20 protein-coding genes are annotated in these 17352 nt (G+C 70.4%); 16 read left to right on the top strand and 4 right to left on the bottom strand.

Annotated elements, in window-relative coordinates; genetic code table 11:
- Positions 1 to 247 precede the first annotated feature (247 nt).
- Positions 248 to 1795 (top strand): alpha/beta hydrolase, encoded by a 1548-nt coding sequence (locus tag FHR33_RS13495; RefSeq protein ID WP_183646771.1) that lies wholly within the window; start codon positions 248 to 250, stop codon positions 1793 to 1795.
- A gap of 283 nt (positions 1796 to 2078) precedes the next feature.
- Here FHR33_RS13495 and FHR33_RS13490 read toward each other — a convergent pair whose 3' ends face one another.
- Positions 2079 to 2498: a hypothetical protein gene (locus tag FHR33_RS13490; protein WP_183646767.1), complete on the bottom strand. Its 420-nt coding sequence runs from the start codon at positions 2496 to 2498 to the stop codon at positions 2079 to 2081.
- A gap of 143 nt (positions 2499 to 2641) precedes the next feature.
- Here FHR33_RS13490 and FHR33_RS13485 point away from each other — a divergent pair, with 143 nt between their 5' ends.
- The 3 genes from FHR33_RS13485 to FHR33_RS13475 all read left to right on the top strand — a co-directional run bounded on the left by FHR33_RS13485 (position 2642) and on the right by FHR33_RS13475 (position 4469).
- Positions 2642 to 2827: a hypothetical protein gene (locus FHR33_RS13485; protein ID WP_183646764.1), complete on the top strand. Its 186-nt coding sequence runs from the start codon at positions 2642 to 2644 to the stop codon at positions 2825 to 2827.
- A gap of 26 nt (positions 2828 to 2853) precedes the next feature.
- Positions 2854 to 3786, top strand: a complete 933-nt coding sequence (locus FHR33_RS13480; protein ID WP_183646761.1) for a D-2-hydroxyacid dehydrogenase — start codon at positions 2854 to 2856, stop codon at positions 3784 to 3786.
- 176 nt (positions 3787 to 3962) lie between these two features.
- Positions 3963 to 4469, top strand: coding sequence for an RICIN domain-containing protein (locus FHR33_RS13475; protein ID WP_183646758.1), 507 nt, complete (start codon positions 3963 to 3965; stop codon positions 4467 to 4469).
- A 157-nt stretch (positions 4470 to 4626) separates the two neighbouring features.
- Here the strand turns inward: FHR33_RS13475 and FHR33_RS13470 are convergent, their stop codons facing one another.
- Positions 4627 to 5727 carry a serine hydrolase domain-containing protein gene (locus tag FHR33_RS13470; protein WP_183646755.1) on the bottom strand — a complete coding sequence of 367 codons (1101 nt, stop codon included), beginning with the start codon at positions 5725 to 5727 and terminating at the stop codon, positions 4627 to 4629.
- A 95-nt stretch (positions 5728 to 5822) separates the two neighbouring features.
- Here FHR33_RS13470 and FHR33_RS13465 point away from each other — a divergent pair, with 95 nt between their 5' ends.
- The 11 genes from FHR33_RS13465 to FHR33_RS13415 all read left to right on the top strand — a co-directional run bounded on the left by FHR33_RS13465 (position 5823) and on the right by FHR33_RS13415 (position 15341).
- A complete protein-coding gene (locus FHR33_RS13465) occupies positions 5823 to 6491 on the top strand; it encodes a TetR/AcrR family transcriptional regulator (RefSeq protein ID WP_183646752.1) in 669 nt (222 codons plus the stop codon).
- Between the two features lie 334 nt (positions 6492 to 6825).
- Positions 6826 to 7473: a hypothetical protein gene (locus FHR33_RS13460; RefSeq protein WP_183646749.1), complete on the top strand. Its 648-nt coding sequence runs from the start codon at positions 6826 to 6828 to the stop codon at positions 7471 to 7473.
- Between the two features lie 355 nt (positions 7474 to 7828).
- Positions 7829 to 8386, top strand: coding sequence for a helix-turn-helix domain-containing protein (locus tag FHR33_RS13455; RefSeq protein ID WP_183646747.1), 558 nt, complete (start codon positions 7829 to 7831; stop codon positions 8384 to 8386).
- A gap of 33 nt (positions 8387 to 8419) precedes the next feature.
- Positions 8420 to 9538 carry an ABC transporter substrate-binding protein gene (locus FHR33_RS13450; RefSeq protein ID WP_183646744.1) on the top strand — a complete coding sequence of 373 codons (1119 nt, stop codon included), beginning with the start codon at positions 8420 to 8422 and terminating at the stop codon, positions 9536 to 9538.
- A gap of 7 nt (positions 9539 to 9545) precedes the next feature.
- Positions 9546 to 10373: an ABC transporter permease gene (locus tag FHR33_RS50190; RefSeq protein WP_221241082.1), complete on the top strand. Its 828-nt coding sequence runs from the start codon at positions 9546 to 9548 to the stop codon at positions 10371 to 10373.
- Positions 10370 to 11152 carry an ABC transporter permease gene (locus tag FHR33_RS13440; RefSeq protein ID WP_183646741.1) on the top strand — a complete coding sequence of 261 codons (783 nt, stop codon included), beginning with the start codon at positions 10370 to 10372 and terminating at the stop codon, positions 11150 to 11152. The genes FHR33_RS50190 and FHR33_RS13440 overlap by 4 nt, the downstream gene beginning before the upstream one ends.
- Positions 11142 to 12224 carry an ABC transporter ATP-binding protein gene (locus FHR33_RS13435; protein ID WP_312895518.1) on the top strand — a complete coding sequence of 361 codons (1083 nt, stop codon included), beginning with the start codon at positions 11142 to 11144 and terminating at the stop codon, positions 12222 to 12224. The genes FHR33_RS13440 and FHR33_RS13435 overlap by 11 nt, the downstream gene beginning before the upstream one ends.
- Positions 12221 to 13612: an NAD(P)/FAD-dependent oxidoreductase gene (locus tag FHR33_RS13430; RefSeq protein WP_183646738.1), complete on the top strand. Its 1392-nt coding sequence runs from the start codon at positions 12221 to 12223 to the stop codon at positions 13610 to 13612. Before FHR33_RS13435 ends, FHR33_RS13430 begins: the two co-directional genes overlap by 4 nt.
- Complete coding sequence (locus FHR33_RS13425; protein WP_183646735.1) at positions 13612 to 13947, top strand: cupin domain-containing protein; 336 nt, start codon at positions 13612 to 13614, stop codon at positions 13945 to 13947. The genes FHR33_RS13430 and FHR33_RS13425 overlap by 1 nt, the downstream gene beginning before the upstream one ends.
- 18 nt (positions 13948 to 13965) lie before the next feature.
- The gene (locus FHR33_RS13420) at positions 13966 to 14586 is read left to right on the top strand and encodes an alpha-ketoglutarate-dependent dioxygenase AlkB (protein WP_183646732.1); all 621 of its coding nucleotides are present in this window, start codon (positions 13966 to 13968) and stop codon (positions 14584 to 14586) included.
- A gap of 50 nt (positions 14587 to 14636) precedes the next feature.
- Positions 14637 to 15341, top strand: a complete 705-nt coding sequence (locus tag FHR33_RS13415; protein ID WP_312895517.1) for an HD domain-containing protein — start codon at positions 14637 to 14639, stop codon at positions 15339 to 15341.
- 63 nt (positions 15342 to 15404) lie between these two features.
- On the opposite strand, the gene FHR33_RS13410 is transcribed toward FHR33_RS13415, so the two are convergent.
- A complete protein-coding gene (locus FHR33_RS13410) occupies positions 15405 to 16238 on the bottom strand; it encodes an alpha/beta hydrolase (RefSeq protein ID WP_183646729.1) in 834 nt (277 codons plus the stop codon).
- 103 nt (positions 16239 to 16341) lie between these two features.
- Here FHR33_RS13410 and FHR33_RS13405 point away from each other — a divergent pair, with 103 nt between their 5' ends.
- A complete protein-coding gene (locus FHR33_RS13405) occupies positions 16342 to 16989 on the top strand; it encodes a TetR/AcrR family transcriptional regulator (RefSeq protein ID WP_221241081.1) in 648 nt (215 codons plus the stop codon).
- A gap of 49 nt (positions 16990 to 17038) precedes the next feature.
- Here the strand turns inward: FHR33_RS13405 and FHR33_RS13400 are convergent, their stop codons facing one another.
- On the bottom strand, positions 17039 to 17317 hold the full coding sequence (locus tag FHR33_RS13400) for a DUF4031 domain-containing protein (RefSeq protein ID WP_183646723.1): 279 nt from the start codon (positions 17315 to 17317) through the stop codon (positions 17039 to 17041).
- Positions 17318 to 17352 lie beyond the last annotated feature (35 nt).

Below are 17352 nucleotides of genomic sequence, written 5' to 3'. Positions count from 1 at the left end.
GGTGAGGCGGCGTGTTCAGGAGGGGTGCACGCCGCCTCGCCGTCCATGCCGGGGCGCGACGGCGCCTGCCGCCATGTGCGCGCGAGGCGCGCGTGCCGGAGCTAGCGTGGAAGGCGCTGCGGTTCGACGGCGAAAATTCCCGGTCAAGGGGGAGCATCGGCCGATGAGGACGCGCGCGGGGCGGCGTGTTCCTCGCCCGGGATTGTGACAGGCTTTTGTCGCTACTCGATATCGGGGGATGTTTTTCATGCGCTGGACTCTCATCACGGTCACCGTGACGGCGGGGCTGTCCATCTCGCTCGTCGCCTGCGGCACCTCCGCGGGCACCTCCGCGGGGGCCACGCCCAGCGGTTCGGCCTCCGCCTCGGGCTCTGAGCCCGGCGCGGCCCCGGCGGGGAAGATCGCCTGGGGCGCCTGCACGGATCTGCGCAGGCCGGGCGGTGACTCGCCCGCCACTCCGGCCGCCACCATGCAGTGCGGGAAGCTGGCCGTGCCGCTCGACTACGGCAAGCCGGACGGCGAGACGCTCGACCTGGCGCTGATCAGGATTCCCGCGACAGGCCCCGGCCAGCGCATCGGCTCCCTGGTGTTCAACTTCGGCGGGCCCGGCGCGTCGGGCGTCGACACGATGGCGCAGGCGGCCAAGGCGTTCGGCACGCTCGGCGCGCGCTACGACCTGGTGAGCTTCGACCCGCGCGGCGTGCAGCGCAGCCGCGGCGTCACCTGCGGCACCGGCGCGCAGATGGACTCCTACGTCTCGCTCAACACCCTTCCCGCCAACGCCGAGACCAGGGACAAGAACGAGGCGGCCATGCGGGAGTTCGCCCAGCTGTGCGAGAAGGACTCGGGAGAGGTCCTGCCGTACGTCGGCACCGTGAACGCCGCCCAGGACCTCGACAGAATGCGCGTCGCGCTCGGCGACGCCAAGCTCAACTACTTCGGCATGTCGTACGGCACACAGCTCGGCGCCGTCTACGCCACCAAGTTCCCGAAGAACGTGGGCCGCACCGTCCTCGACGCCCCGCTGGACCCCAGCGTCACGTTCTACCAGCGCACGATGGCGCAGACCAAGGGTTTCCAGCAGGCTTACGAGAGCTTCCTCAAGGCCTGCGTCGCCGAGGGCTGTGAGCTCGGCCCCGACACCGCGACGGCCAGCAGCAAGATCGACCGTCTCATGGACCGGTCGGTCGCCGCCCCGCTGCAGGTCGGCGACCGGCTGCTGACTCAGGGCCTGGCCAGCACCGCGGTAGCGGCCGCGCTCTACTCCAAGCTGACCTGGCCCTTCCTCGAGAACGCGGTGGCCTCGGCGCTGAAGGGCGACGGGGGCGCGCTGCTGTACCTGGCCGACACCTACACCGGCCGCAAGCCCGACGGCAGCTACTCCACCGAGATGTCCAGCTTCCCGGCCATCACCTGCGTCGACACCGCCGAGCGGCCCAGCGAGGAGGAGCTTGTCCGCACCGAGGAGGCGGCGCTGAAGATCTCGCCGCTGTTCGGCAACGCCGGGGCGGGCTCCATGTGCTCGGTCTGGCCGGTGCCAGGCAGCGACGAGGCCAGGAAGGTCGACGCGACGGGCTCGGGGCCGATCCTGGTCGTGGCGGGCAAGGGCGACCCCGCCACGCCGTACCAGTGGGGTCCGAAGCTGACCGAGCAGCTCAAGACCGCCACGCTCCTGACGTACGAGGGTGAGGGCCACGGCTCCTACCTGTCGGGCAGCCGCTGCGTGGCAGGGGCGGTCAACGCCTACCTGCTGGAGGGCAAGATGCCGGACTCCGGCGCCTCCTGCCCTGCCTGACGGCGGCGCGGGGCCACCTGCCCTCGCGTGAGCCTCCGTAGGCGCCAGCCGAAGCCGCAGCAGCCGGCCCGCGAGACGAAGCGCGGGGCGGCTGTCGCGGATCGGACCCGAAAGGGTCCCCTGGCCGCACGGAGTGAGGCGCCAGGGCGGGTGGCTCACAGGGCGGGCATGCCGCCGTCCACGAGCACGGAGGCGCCGGTGACCGGCGCCACCTCCGTGAAACGCCCGGAAGGGACCGCCGCGCGGTGGCCTCGCAGAAGCCGGGCCCGTACGGCCGGCGAGATCAGCCGCCCTGGGTGTAGACGGTCTTCCAGCGCGAGCACTTGCCGACAGGGCGCTTGGCCGTGCCGCGGCAGACCTTCACCCTGATCTGCAGCACGCCCCCCACGTCCTTGCGGAAGGTGCCCGTGCCCGTGACGCAGTTGTAGACGCCGTGCGTCCGCCAGCGGCCGTTGCGGGCGTTCTGGTAGCGGATGAGCGCCCACGAGCAGCCCTTGCCGTAGGAGTCGTCGAGGTTGCCCGACACGACCAGCCCCGACTGGCCGACCGAGACCTTGCCCCACGCGGTGGCCCACCCGTCGGTGGAGTGGAGGGCGCCCCACTTCCACACGGTGGAGGGTTCGGCGGAGGCGGCGGTCGAGCAGGACAGGGCGAGCGTGGTGGCGGCGGTCATGCCGATCAGGACGCGGGCACCGATGCGCACGAGGGTCTCTCCAAGCTGGAAGAACGGTTGCCGACCCCTCCAGAGGTATCCCCGCGCGCTTGCGTCCGGCTTGGAGCCGGATGTGAGCGCCGGTGGGAGGGCCGGAAATGGCCGGGAAAATGTCGGTGCCGTAGGGAAGAATCATGCTCACTATGGCGATCTCCCCTCTTCTTCCTTTCACCCCCGTGCGCTCGCCCTCGGGCGACATCGTGGTGTTCTACACAGGCACCGAGCCGCGCATGACGCCTGAGCAGGCGCTGGCCTTCGCCGACCAGCTCAGGGAGATGGCCGCGCCCGCCGGCCTGGTCACCGCCACGGCGGCGCTCTGACGGCGAAGGCTGGTCACACTGGAACCATGAGGCTGTATGTGGAGCTGGCGCTCACCGCGGCGGAGAAGGACAGAGTGCGCTCGCTCGCCGGTGAGGTCCCCGTGTGGTTCGCCGAGCCGAAGGAGCACACCGACCGTGACGCCGAGGCGTTCGCGCGTGCGGAGGTCGCCGTCGGCAACTGCCCGCCCGAATGGCTGAAGCAGGCGGCGAGCCTCAGATGGCTGCAGCTGTCGTCCATGGGGATCGACAGGTACGTGGGGCTCGACTGGGCCGAGCTCGGCCGGCGGATCACCGTGACGAACCTGACGGGTACCTTCGCCGACCCCGTCGCGCAGACCTGCCTGGCCGGAATCCTCGCCCTCTACCGGGGCGTGGACGAGCTGGCCAGGCTGGGGGAGCGGCACCAGTGGTCGACCACCCCGCTGCGGCCGGGGCTGCGGCTGCTGACCGGCGCCTCGGTGGTCATCCTCGGCGCGGGCACGATCGCGAGGCGGCTGGCCGAGCTGCTCGCGCCGTTCGGGTGTGAGGTGACGCTCTACTCGCGCAGGATGACGGCGGGCGAGCTCGACGCCCTGCTGCCCGAGACCGACGTGCTCGTGGGGTTGCTGCCGGGCACGGAGGAGACGGCCGGGCTGGTCGACGCCGCGCGGCTGGCCCTCCTGCCGCGCGGGGCGATCTTCGTCAACGCGGGCCGCGGTTCCCTGGTCGACGAGGACGCGCTGGTGGCCGCGCTGCGGGAGCGACGGCTCGGCGGAGCGGTGCTCGACGTCACCGCGACCGAGCCGCTGCCCCCCGACCACCCGCTGTGGAGCTGCCCGCGCACGCTGCTGACCCAGCACACGGCGGGCGGCTCCGACCAGGAGTCCGGCCAGATCCTCGAGGTCTTCGAGGACAACTGGCGCAGGTTCACGTCGGGGCGGCCGCTGCGCAACATCGTGGAGTGGTCAAGGGGCTTCTAGCGCCGGGCCGCCAGCCGGCGGACGGTGGGGTTCTCAGGTGGAGGGTCCTGGCGGACCAGCGTCCTCCCCTTCATGCCCGCGTCGAGCGCAAGGTGAGTAGGGCCTACCCATGCGGAACCCCGCTTGCCTGCGCCAGCATTCCTGGAACAGATCGCTCCAGCAACGCGGGAGTCCCCATGCCCACGACCCATCGAAGAGTGAGGCCGGCATCGGTCGTCCTGGTCACCGCGGCAGTGTTCCTGACCGGCACGACCTCCGGCGTGTCCAGCGCCGTGGCGTCATCGAGCGTCAGATCCACTCTGATCGGCAACCTCCACAGCGGCAAGTGCCTAGAAATCCTCGGCTACAGCACGGCCGACTGGGCGCAGGCCGGTCAATGGACCTGCCACGGCGGCAACAACCAGCAGTGGAACTACAGCTACACCACCGGACTGATCCAGAACGTCCACAGCGGCAAGTGCCTCGAGATCCTTGGCTGGAGCACGGCCGAGGGAGCGGTGGCCGGTCAATGGACCTGCCACGGGGGGAACAACCAGCGGTGGTACATGAACACGTCCAACGGACTGATCGGCAACCTCCACAGCGGCAAGTGCCTCGAAGTCCTGGGATGGAGCACGGCCGACTGGGCCAGGGTCGGCCAGTGGACCTGCCACGGGGGGAACAACCAGCGGTGGGGCTGGTGAGCGACGTCCACGCGCTGAAGAGCCGATCCCAGACGGACGGAAGGGGCCGAGCCGGGCATGAGGCATGAGGCGGCCTGCTCCTCACGGCTCGCGCGAGGCCCGGCCTTCGGTCTGCTCGGCTCGAGCGCGCTCACCTGTCCGGCGGCAGGGGAGCACCTCAGCCGCGGGCGACGATGTCGCCGAGCTTGGTGACGGTGTCGAAGTCGTTGGCCAGCCGGTTCTTGGTGACGGCGAAGGCGAGGCCGGAGGCGGTGTCGGCGTACGCCACGCTCCCCCCGGCGCCGGCCATGCCGAACACCGTCGGCGTCTCCTCGGGCGTGGACCCCGGCCGGCCGATCGCGTAGCCCAGCCCCCACGCCGACGGCATGCCGAACACCTCGTCCATGCCGGTGTAGGCCACGGCCGTCACCTCGCGCAGCCTCTCCTGCGAGATCAGCCGCGTGCCGTCCACCTCGCCGAGCAGCGCGGCGTACATGCGCGCGATCGCCCTGGCCGAGGTCTTGCCGCCCGCGGGGATGTCGGCCGACAGGTAGTCGGGGCGACTGCCCAGCGCGGCGGTGGGCATCAAGTCCATCGGGCCGGCCTTGAACATCGGCAGGTCCTCGGGCATGTCCGCGAACGCCGACATGTCCATGGGGGCGTCCTCCAGCCGTGCGAGCCTGTGGTGCTCCGACCGGGGCATGCCGAAGTAGAGCTCGTCGGCCACGGCGAGCGGCCCGCTCACCTCCTCCCGCAGCACCTGCGAGATCGGCTTGCCGGTGGCCCGCCGGACGATCTCGCCGACGAGGAACCCGAACGTGTAGGCGTGGTAGCCCATCTTGGTGCCCGGCTCCCACCACAGCTCGGCGTTCTCCAGCGCGGCGACCATCGTGCCCCAGTCGCAGACGTCCTCCGGCGTCGTGTCCAGCGGGACGCCGGGCACCCCCGCGGTGTGCGTCAGCACGTGGCGCACCGTCACGCCTTCCTTGCCGTGCGCCCCGAACTCCGGCCACAGCTCCGCCACGCGCGTGTCGTAGCCGAACAGCCCGCGCTCCACGAGCACGTGGGCGACGGTGGCGGTGGCGCCCTTGCCGATGGAGAAGTTGTAGAAGGGCGTGTCGGGCGTCACGGGCCTGCCGCTCTCGGGGTCGGCCACACCGGCGGCCACGTCCACGACCTGCCGGCCGTCACGGTAGACGGCCACCTGGAGGCCCCGCTCCTGGCCCGACTCGACCAGCTCGTCGGCGGCTTCCTGTACCAGCTTCTGGAGATCACCCATCGCTACCATCCTGTCCATGGTGGGAACTAGACGGTACAGTACTTACCGGGTACGGAACTGTCTAGTACTATCCGACCATCGGCAGAGGGGATCACATGGCACCGGACGTGGACGAAGGCCGTACGGCCCGCAAACGCAGGCAGATCATCGACGCGGCCAGGGCTGTCTTCCTGCGCAACGGCTACGTGGGCGCCAGCATGGACGAGGTCGCGACCCTCGCGGCGGTGTCGAAGCAGACGGTCTACAAGCACTTCACCGACAAGGAGCAGCTCTTCACCCACCTCATGCTCGACACCACCGGCGAGATCGAGGGCCTCACCCGGGTGATCACGGCGACGCTCGACGACAGCGACGATCCTCGCAAGGCCCTGGGCGAGCTGGCCCGCGCGTTCCTCGGCTCGCTCATGCGGCCCGAGGTCCTGCGCCTGCGACGGCTGATCATCGCCGAGGCCGACCGCTTCCCGGATCTGGGCCGCACCTGGTACGAGCAGGGCTTCGAGCGGGTACTGGAGACGCTGACGGGCTGCTTCGGGCGCCTGGAGGAGCGCGGTCTGCTGCGTCTGGACGACCCTCGGCTGGCCGCCGACCACCTCATGGGCCTGCTGCTGTGGATCCCGGTGAACAGGGTCATGTTCTGCGGCGGGAGCGCCTCCTACACCGATGCCGAGCTCGACCGGCTGGCGGAGGCGGCGGTGGCGGCATTCCTGCGAGCCTACGGCCAGGACGCTTCGCGCCCACAGGCCGGCGGAGCCGGAGACGCCTGAGGACCGCGGGCCGACGTTCGACGTGCGCCGGAGCTCGAAGGCACCACGACCCTCCGAGATCGACACGGATCCCGCAGCGCCTTGGCGGTCAGGGACGGGTCCCATCCGCGTCCCGCCGTGGACGGGCGCAGGCATGGTCGATGAGGGAAACTCGGACGCCGCCTCGAACCAATGAGGGTGTCGTCGCATCCAACAAGATCACAGCATCAGAAGGGACTCACGTGATCACCTGGTTGAGCGGCGCCTTCGGAGCAGGCAACTTCGGTAGGCGGCCAGGGCGGCCGGGGCTGCGCGGGACGCAGGCTGCCCTCGCAGCCGTGAGCGTGTCCCAGGCATGGTGATCCGCAAACGCGCCCCACGCTCCACACAGCGAATCGACGTGACCCGCCTTCCCGAAGACGTCGTGGCGCTCATCGACGCCCTCCGGCCTGGTGAGAACCTGGTCGTCACGCGTGACGGCGCGTCGATCGCGACGATCTCCAGCACCGTCGACGTGGTCCAAGGCGCCATCGTCGAACGCGGCGCGCTGGATGGGGCCGGCGATCAAGCACCGACGGACTACGAGAGCGTGACGGTCGTGGCCACCGCGATGGAGCTGTCGACCGCGGCTCGGGTCGCGTTGTCCACCCAGCTCGGGGCGGACTACGTGGTGCTCGACATGCATGCGGCTCCCGCGACGGCCGATGTGCTGCTGGTACCTGCGGGCAGCCCACAGCTGATCGGAGCGCTCCGATCGATGTTCCCGAAGGCTCGCGTCGTCGTCACCGAGATCGAGGACCCCGAACTCGGAGTTCGGTACCACGGCCCGGTCCGGCGACTGCTCGATGCCGGCGCTGACGCGTATCTCCCTCCGGCGACCCTCCCACTCCTGGCCAGGCAGCTTGACCACACACTGAGTCAAGGGCGCGAGATCGCCGGCGGGGCCGCTGCACCACTGCAGATCGCGCCGCCCGTGGAGTCGGCAGACTCGGACGCCGAATGACCCTCCTCTTCGCCCTCGGCCGGCGGCTGTAGAAGCCGGCCTTCGAGCGGCACCGACGGGACCGAGGGAGAGAGCCACATCTCGGCGGCCGAAGGTCAGGTACCTGGCGCAGGTGCTGCCTCGCATGGAGGCGTTGGCGCTTGTGCTGTCCGACCTCGACGACCTGCGCGCCGAAGGCGGGGATGCACCGCTACCAGCGGCTCTGTCGGGCCTCCTGATACGTTCTCCGACGTGATCGTCATCACATTTGACCGATTCGTAATCAACCGCCCCCTTGTCGGGGCGGTTGATGCGTTTGTACGGTCCCTTCATTGCTACTTAACAAAATGTTCAGTGCAGAGAATCGAGACGTTCGATGGCATCTGAGCCCTTGGGCGATCGGATCCGTGCCTACAGGACCATGCGCCAGATGACCGTCAGGGGTCTGGCTGCGCATGCACAGGCGAGCGCCAGCTTCATCAGCCAGTTGGAGCGCGGGCAGACCAGCGCGAGTGTCGGCATGCTGCGGCGGATCGCCGTGGCGCTCGGCATCACGGTCGCCGATCTGTTCAACGAGGAGCAGGCGACAGGACACCGCCTCGTTCGCAGGGCGGAGCGCCCCGAACTGCACGCGGGGCGCGGCTCACGCAAGTACCTGATCTCGCAACGCCCGCTCCAGAACCTGGAGGTGTACAGCGGCGAGTTCGAGCCCGGCGCCTCCACAGGGGACGACCAGTACACCCACGGAGACTCCCAGGAGATCCTGCTCGTGCTGCGCGGCACGGTCACCGTCCACCTCGGCGAGGCGATCCCGCGCCGGCTGGAGCCCGGCGACAGCGTCGAGTACCGCACCTCCATCCCGCACCGCGTCGTCAACGACGGAGACGACGACGCGGAGGTCCTCTGGATCATCAGCCCGCCAACCCCTGACTGACACCCCGTTTCTCCATTACAGAGGGGGCAGACCATGCTCAACATAACCAAGCGACTGGCCGGTACGGCCGTAGCCTCCGCCTCCCTGCTGCTCGCCGCGGCCTGCGGCGGTGGCGCCGCGGCGCCCGCGGACATCGACCTCGGCTCCGGCCCAGCCAAGTCCGGAGTCGTGAAGAAGGACGCACTGAAGGGCGTCAACCTGACCTTCGTCTCCTACGGAGGCGTCTACCAGAAGGGCCAGCAGGACGCGGCGATCGACCCCTTCGCCAAGGAGTCGGGCGCCCAGGTGCTGCAGGACGGCCCCACCGACTACGCGAAGGTCAAGGCCCAGGTCGACTCCGCCAACGTCACGTGGGACGTCGTGGACACCGACTCCATCTGGGCCGCGGCGCAGTGCGGCAAGCTCCTCCAGCCGCTCGACTACAAGATCATCGACAAGTCGAAGGTCCCCGAAGGCCTGGCCACCGAGTGCAGCGTCCCCGCGATGCAGTACGGCATGGTCCTCGCCTACAACAAGAACAAGTTCGGCGCCAACCCGCCGCAGGGCTGGGCCGACTTCTTCGACACCGCCAAGTTCCCCGGCAAGCGCGCCATCCCCGGCAACCCCGGTGACTCGGCGCCAGGCCCGTTCGAGGCCGCGCTGGTCGCCGACGGTGTCGCCCCCGACAAGCTCTACCCGCTCGACGTCCCCAGGGCGACCAAGAAGCTCGACACCGTCCGCGCCGACCTGGTCTTCTGGAAGACCGGCGCCGAGTCCCAGCAGCTGCTGGAGTCCGGCGAGGTGGACATGGTCATGATGTGGAGCGGCCGCGCCTACGCCGGTATCAAGAACGGCGGCACGTTCGACGTCCAGTGGAACCAGTGGATGCCCATCATGGACTCGCTGGCCGTGCCGAAGAACGCCAAGAACCCCAAGGCCGCCATGGCGATGATCAACTACTACCTGGGCGCCCAGCAGCAGGCCAAGCTCACCGAGCTGACCTCCTACTCGCCCATCAACACCGACGCCAAGCCCAAGCTCGACGAGCTCGGCACCTCCTTCCTGACCACCCGCCCTGAGGTCGCCGACAAGCGGCTCACGGTGGACGACAAGTGGTGGGCGGAGAACCAGCCGGAGATGATCGAGAAGTGGTCCGCCTGGCTCGGAGGCTGAGCACGCCGTGAAAGAGAGAACGGCGGGGCCCGCGCTCCTGATCCTGCCCGCGCTGATCGCGCTCGGCGTCTTCTTCCTCTACCCCCTGCTGTCCATGCTGGTCAGCGCGTTCACCGACCCGGAGCCAGGGCTGGGCAACTTCGCCTGGTTCTTCGGCGAACAGGCCAACATGCAGGTGCTCGGCCGCACGTTCAGCACCGCCTTCTGGGTGACGCTGGTCGCGCTGGCGCTGTCCTACCCCTACGCCTACGCGATGACCATCGCGGGGCCGAGGGCCAAGGCGGTCCTCACCCTGCTGGTGCTGGTGCCGTTCTGGACCAGCCTCATGGTGCGCACCTTCGCCTGGGTGATCCTGCTCCAGGACACCGGCGTGATCAACAAGGCGCTGGGCGCGATCGGGATGGGGCCCTTCAGCCTCATCCGCACCCAGACCGGCGTGGTCATCGGCATGGTGCAACTGCTGATGCCGTTCATGGTGCTGCCGCTGTACGCGGTGATGAGCGGCATCGACAGGCGGCTGCTGTCGGCCGCGACCAGCCTGGGCGCGCACCCGGTCAAGGCGTTCCTGCAGGTGTACGTGCCGCAGTCGCTGCCAGGCGTCTCCGCGGGCTGCCTGACGGTGTTCATCAGCGCGCTCGGCTTCTACGTCACCCCCGCGCTGCTGGGCTCGCCGACCGACGCGCTGATCTCCCAGCAGATCTTCACGCAGGTGAACGGCCTGCTCAAGTGGGGCAGGGGAGGGGCGATGGGCGTGGTCCTGCTGGGCCTGACACTCGCCATGATCGCGTTGCTGGCCGTGACGCTGCGCCGTACGGGAAGGAAGGTGACCGGATGAGGGCCCGCGGCCTGCTCTGGGCCTTCTGCACCCTGATCGGCGTGTGGCTGGTCGCACCGGCGCTGATCGTGGTGCCGCTGAGCTTCACCGACAAGCCGTCGCTGAAGTTCCCTCCCGACGGCTACTCCACCCGGTGGTACGCCAACTTCTTCGGCGACCCCGCCTGGATGTCGGCGCTCGGCACCTCGGTGCAGGTGGCGCTGCTGGTCACGGTCGTGGCCACCGTCCTCGGGACGGCTGCGGCGCTCGGCCTGACCAGGGCGAAGATCAGGGGCCTGGCGCTGGCCCAGGGCTCCATGCTGGCGCCGATGATCGTGCCGGGTGTCGTGCTCGCCATCGGCACCTACGCGGTCTTCCTCAAGCTCCAGCTCGTCGGCACGCTGGCCGGGTTCGTCATGGCGCACACCGTGCTCGCCCTGCCGTTCGTGATCATCCCGGTCACGGCGTCGCTGCGCGGCTTCGACAGGCGGCTCGAGGACGCCGCGGCCAGCCTCGGGGCGAGCAGGTGGACCGCCTTCCGCAGCGTGACGCTGCCGCTGGTGGCCCCCGGAGTCGCCTCGGGTGCCCTGTTCGCCTTCGTGACCAGCTTCGACGAGGTGGTCGTCTCGCTGTTCATCCAGAGCCCCTACCTGCAGACGCTGCCGGTGAAGATGTACGCCAGCGTCACCCGCGAGACCGATCCCACCATCGCCGCAGCGGCCACGATGATCATCGTGCTCACCACGACGCTCGTCCTGGTCGCCACCTTCTTCGTCGCCAGGAGGACCCGTGCCAAGTAGCATCCAGCTCACCGGCCTCACCAAGACCTACGCCGACTTCGTCGCCGTCGACGACGTGTCGCTGGCGATCGAGCCCGGCGAGTTCATGACCCTGCTCGGGCCGAGCGGCTCGGGCAAGACCACGACGCTCAACATCATCGCCGGGTTCGTCAGGCAGACCAGCGGCGAGCTGACCGTCGACGGCGCCTCCATCGGCGCCACCCCTCCGCACAAACGCGACATGGGTATGGTCTTCCAGCACTACGCCCTGTTCCCGCACATGACGGTCGCCGAGAACATCGCCTACCCGCTCAAGCAGCGCAAGGTGCCGAAGGCCAGGCGCGCCGAGCTGGTGGCGGCGGCGATGGAGACCGTCCACCTCGGCGACTTCGGTCACCGCTACCCGCGCGAGCTGTCAGGAGGCCAGCAGCAGCGCGTCGCGGTCGCCCGCGCGATCGTCTACAACCCGCGCGTCCTGCTGATGGACGAGCCGCTCGGCGCCCTGGACAAGAAGCTGCGCGACTGGCTCCAGCTGGAGATCAAGCGCATCCACGCCGAGCTCGGCACCACCTTCGTCTACGTCACCCATGACCAGGACGAGGCGCTGGTGCTCTCCGACAGGATCGCGGTGTTCAACAAGGGCCGCATCGAGCAGGTCGGCCCCGCCGCCGAGCTCTACGAGCGGCCCAGGACGCTGTTCGTGGCCAAGTTCCTCGGCGAGTCGACCGTCCTGCGCGGCCCCGTCGACGGCCAGGGCCTCGGCGCCTGCGCCCGGCTGCTGCGGGTGCCCGGCTCGATCGAGGGCAGGGACGGCGCGCTCGTCGTGCGGCCCGAGCGGCTGGCCGTGCGCAAGCAGGGGCACGAGGCCGAGTCCGGCTGGAACGCCCTGCCCGCGACGGTCACCGGCGAGATCTACCTGGGCTCCAGCCGCAAGCTGGAGCTGAAACTGCCGGACGGCTCGCCCGCCCTGGCCCGCGAGCAGGCCGGCGGCCTGAGCGAGGCTCGCGTGGGCGACGAGGTGACGCTGACCTGGCGCGTCGCTGACTCCGTCCTCCTACCCGACGAAAGCGACGCGGAGGCTGTGCTCACGTGAACCTCACCAAGGACTTCGCCAACGGAGGAGTCTCCTTCTGGTACCGCCAGATCGGCATCCCCGAGCGCAGGGCGGCGCTGCCCGGCTCGCGCGACTACGACGTGGCGATCGTCGGCGGCGGCTACACCGGCCTCTGGACCGCCTACTACCTGAAGAAGGAGCAGCCCGACCTGCGGATCGCCATCCTGGAGAAGGAGTTCGCCGGGTTCGGCGCATCGGGGCGCAACGGCGGCTGGCTGTCGGCCGAGTTCGCCGGCTCACGCGAACGGCACGCCAAGGCGCGCGGCCGCCAGTCGATGATCGACCTGCAGCACGCGATGTTCGCCTCCGTCGACGAGGTCATCCGCGTCGCCGACGCCGAGGGCATCGACGCCGACATCCACAAGGGCGGTCTCATCCACACCGCCACCAACCCGGCCCAGCGCCGCCGCCTGCACGAGGAGCTCGACGAGCTGCGCGCGTGGGGCTACGGCGAGCAGGACCTGCGCCTGCTCGAACGCGACGAGCGCGAGAAGCGGCTGCGCGTCGCGGGAGCGCTCGACGCCACCTACAGCCCCCACTGCGCCAGGATTCAGCCGGCCAAGCTGGCCGTCGGGCTGGCCGGCGTCGTCGCCGGGCTCGGCGTCGACATCTTCGAGGGCACCACCGTCACCCAGATCAAGCCACGCGAGGCGATCACCGACAGAGGCGTGGTCAGGGCCGAGTACATCATCAGGGCCACAGAGGGCTTCACCGCGGGCATCGAGGGACAGCGCCGCCAGTGGCTGCCGATGAACAGCTCGATGATCGTCACCGAGCCGCTGCCCGCCGACGTGTGGAAGCACCTGGGCTGGGAGGGGCGCGAGCTGCTCGGCGACGAGGCACACGCCTACATCTACGCCCAGCGCACCTCCGACGACCGCATCGCCATCGGCGGGCGCGGCGTGCCCTACCGCTACGGCTCGCGCACCGACGACCGCGGCGCCACGCAGAAGTGGACCGTCGAGTCGCTGTGGCGGATGCTGGTCAAGCTCTTCCCCGCCGCGGCCGACGCGCGCATCCAGCACTCCTGGTGCGGCGTGCTCGGCGTGCCGCGCGACTGGTGCTCCACGGTCCACCTGGACCACTCCACCGGGCTCGGCTGGGCCGGCGGCTACGTCGGCAGCGGCGTGACCACCACCAACCTGGCCGGGCGCACGCTGCGCGACCTGGTGCTGCGGCGCGACACCGAGCTCACGGGGCTGCCGTGGGTGGGCCGTCAGGTGCGTCAGTGGGAGCCCGAGCCGCTGCGCTACGCGGGAGTCCAGCTCATCTACACCCTGTTCAGGGCCGCCGACCGGCGGGAGAACGACAGAGGAACCTCCACCTCGGGCTACGCCCGGCTGGCCAACCTGATCGCGGGTCGCTGATGACGTACCTGGACGACGCCTACACCGTGGCGATGCCGCCCGCCGTGGCCAAGCCCACCAGCCTCACGGGGCAGCGCGAGTCGACGCTCGAACTGTGGCGCGCGGGCGGCGCGGAGACGGGCGTGTGGGAGTGCGAACCCGGCACCTTCACCGCCGTGCGCGACGGATTCCACGAGATCTGCCAGATCCTGAGCGGCAGCGCCACCCTCACCACCGTGGACGGGCAGGTGACCGAGCTGGGCCCCGGATCGACAGTGGTGCTGCCGGACGGCTGGCAGGGCACGTGGGTGGTGCACGAGAAGCTGCGCAAGATCTATGTGACAATCGAACATTAGTTCATTTATCCTGGACGCATGCTGTTCCAGGGTTCACTGCTCGACCTGGGCGCCGAGGAGGGGCCGGGGCCCCTCACGGTCAAGCGCGTCCAGCTCGGCCACGGCGCCTGGATCGATGTCCGGCCGGGCTGGATCGGCGGGGCCGACGCCCTGCTCGAACGGCTCGTCACCGGTGTGCCGTGGCGGGCCGAACGGCGGCACATGTACGACAAGGTCGTCGACGTGCCGAGGCTGCTCGCCTTCTACGAGGAGGGGCAGGCGCTGCCCGATCCGGTGCTGGAGGAGGCGCGGGCGGCGCTCGACGCGCACTACGGCGCCGAGCTGGGCGAGCCGTTCGCCACGGCGGGGCTGTGCTTCTACCGCGACGGGCGCGACAGCGTCGCCTGGCACGGTGACACGATCGGGCGCGGCAGCACCGAGGACACGATGGTCGCCATCGTCTCGGTCGGCGCGCCCCGCGCGCTGCTCCTGCGCCCTCGCGGGGGCGGTGGCGCGACGGTGCGCCACGACCTCGGCCACGGCGACCTCATCGTGATGGGCGGCAGCTGCCAGCGCACGTGGGAGCACGCCATCCCCAAGACGGCCAAGCCGGTGGGGCCCAGGATCAGCATCCAGTACCGCCCGCGCGGCGTGCGCTGACCCCTTCGCCCCCTTTCCCTGTGGCTGGGCGCGCTCAGTAGGCTCCAGGGGTGGAGACTCTCCTCGAAGGATGGACGGCGCTGGCCGGGCGGTCGAGGGCGGCGACGGCCGTGGGCGCCGAGCTGGTCGCCCGCTGGTCCGAACCGCACCGCCGCTACCACACCCTTGACCACCTGCGGGCCGTCCTGGCCGCGATCGAGCCGCTGGCGCCGGTCGCCGACGACGCCGACGCCGTACGGCTGGCCGCCTGGTTCCACGACGCGATCTACGACGGCAGGCCCGCATGGGACGAGGAGCGCAGCGCCCAGCTCGCCCAGGCCCTGCTGCCGAGGTGCGGGGTGGCGGAGGGCAGGGTCGCCGAGGTGGCCAGGCTCGTGCGCCTCACCGTCATCCACGACCCCGGCTACGACCCCGCGGGGGCGGGCGACGCCAACGGGGCCGTCCTGTGCGACGCCGACCTGGCGGTGCTGGCGGGGGAGCACTACGACGCCTACGCGCGGGCGGTGCGCGAGGAGTATCGCCACGTTCCCGACGAGCTCTTCAGGGCGGGCAGGGCCCAGGTGCTGCGACGCCTGCTCGACGCGCCCCGCCTCTATCGGACCGCCAGGGCCCACGACCTGTGGGAGGCGCGCGCCAGGGCCAACGTGAGCGCCGAACTGCGCCTCCTCGATGGCGTGGGAGCGGTCGGGGGTGGCTTCACGTCGCCCGCGGCGGCCCGGACCGGGCGCGATCAGGCGGAACAGCAGCTTACGTGAGCTGACCGGCTCGACCCCCGGGGCGACGGCGCGCCGGTGGTCTTGACGGCGGCCGGTCGCCGTTCAGCTCGTGCGCAGGAGCGCGCGCAGCGGGGGGAGGAAGGGCTCGGGACCGTCCGCGAAGCCGGTGTGGTCGCCGGGGAACATTACGGGCTCGATGCCGAGGGCCGAGGCCAGCGCCCTGGAGGTGCGGTCGCACTCCTGCCCGGCCGAGTCCTCTCCGATGCCGACCACGATGCGGGTCGTGGTCGCGCGGAGGGCGTCCAGGTCGGGCCGCCAGTGGGTGGTCGCGCGCAGCTCGTGCGCGAACCAGCGACGCTCGTCCGCGACCTGCTGGGGGTCGCGCTCCCCGCCGAACATGTGCTCGATCGCGCCCTCGGGCAGGTGGATGTCGGCATGGGCCATGAACTTCGTCCAGGCCCCGACGACGTCACCGGACAGATAGGTGGCGATGACGTCGTCGGTCTGGGCGTGGATCAGGTCGCGGTCGTCGAGCAGCTCGACCACCGGCGGCTCGTGGGCGATGACGGTGCGGACCTGGTCGGGACGGCTCTGGGCGAGCGCCAGCGCGGTGACGGCGCCCCCGCTGGAACCGAAGACGACGGCAGGACCGGCGTCCAGGTGGGCCAGCAGGCGGGACAGGTCGTCGGCACGCAGCTCCGGCGTGGAGTCCTGGCTCGGGTCGTCGAGCGGGCTGCGGTTGATGCCGCGAGGATCAGTGGTGAGCACGGTGTGGTCGGTGGCGAGCAGCTCGGCCAACGGCGCGAAAGACGTGGCGTCCATCGGCGCGCCGACGAGCGCCACGAGGGGGCCCTGGCCGCGCACCTCGTAGTGCAGGCGGGCTCCGGGCACTCGCAGATGCCGTCCAGGGGTGGTGACGGTCGAGGGGGAGATCATCGGGTCCTCCGGTCAAGGGGTTGCCAGCTCCAACAAACTTAACTGTACGGTACAGGACAGTTGGCCTGTACTCAATAGTTAAGTTCTGGGTAGGATGGCGGCCGTGGCCAGAGACACCAGCAGATCGCCCGCCCCGTCGGGCAAGCGCGCCGAACGCAACAGGCAGGCCATCGTGGCCGCCGCCCGCGACATGTTCGTCCGTGACGGGTTCGACACCAACATGGACGTGATCGCCGCCGCGGCGGGCGTGTCCAAGGTGACCGTCTACAACCACTTCCGCAGCAAGGAAGAGCTGTTCACGGAGGTCATCGGGCAGGCCATGGACGAGGCGCACGCGACACTGGCCGAGGTCCGCGCCCATCTCGTCGACACCGGGGACGCGCGCGAGGCCCTCACGCGCACCGCGCGCGCCATGGTGGAGGCGGCCACCGATCCTTCGAGGCTGGCGCTGCGCAACCTCGTCACGAGCGAACTGCGCCGCTTCCCCGAGCTCGGCCGGTCCTACCAGCAGCGCGGGCCGGGCCGGTCCGCCGCCGCCCTCGGCGAGGTCTTCGGCGACCTGTGCGCACGCGGCCAGCTGGCCATCGCCGACATGGAGGTCGCCGTCATCCAGTTCTTCGGCCTGACCGTCTACCCCCATCTGATCGTGAGCTCCATCGGCGCGACCCTTGGCCAGGATCTCACCGACCGCCTCATCGCCGACGGAGTGGACACCTTCCTCAGCCGCCACCAGCCCCGACCGCCAGGCTGAGGTGACGGCCGCACGACCCGTGACCCCGCGCCTCCTCGGAGGCGCGGGGTCAGCCAGAGGCGGGTTCGCGACGCCTGCGGCGGCGCAGACCGGCCGCGATCAGGCGCGACAGCAGCTCGCGCGAGCTGACCGGCTCGGCGCCCAGGGCGACGGCGCGCTGGTGGACGGTCTCTGGCACGTCGTAGTGGTCCCTGTCGAAGGCCCTCTCCGGCACCCCGAGCAGGGCGGCGAACGCGTGCAGCTCCTCGAGGGAGGTGTCGCTGACCAGATGGGACCACAGCAGGCCCCTGGGCCCTGGCCAGTTGGGCGGATCGATCAGCACGCTCACGGCGTCCAGCGTAGAACCATCCGCGACCGGCAGGG

This window comes from Nonomuraea dietziae (assembly GCF_014195505.1).
Lineage (GTDB): Bacteria > Actinomycetota > Actinomycetes > Streptosporangiales > Streptosporangiaceae > Nonomuraea > Nonomuraea roseola.
This window is presented reverse-complemented; position numbering and strand designations above follow the sequence as displayed.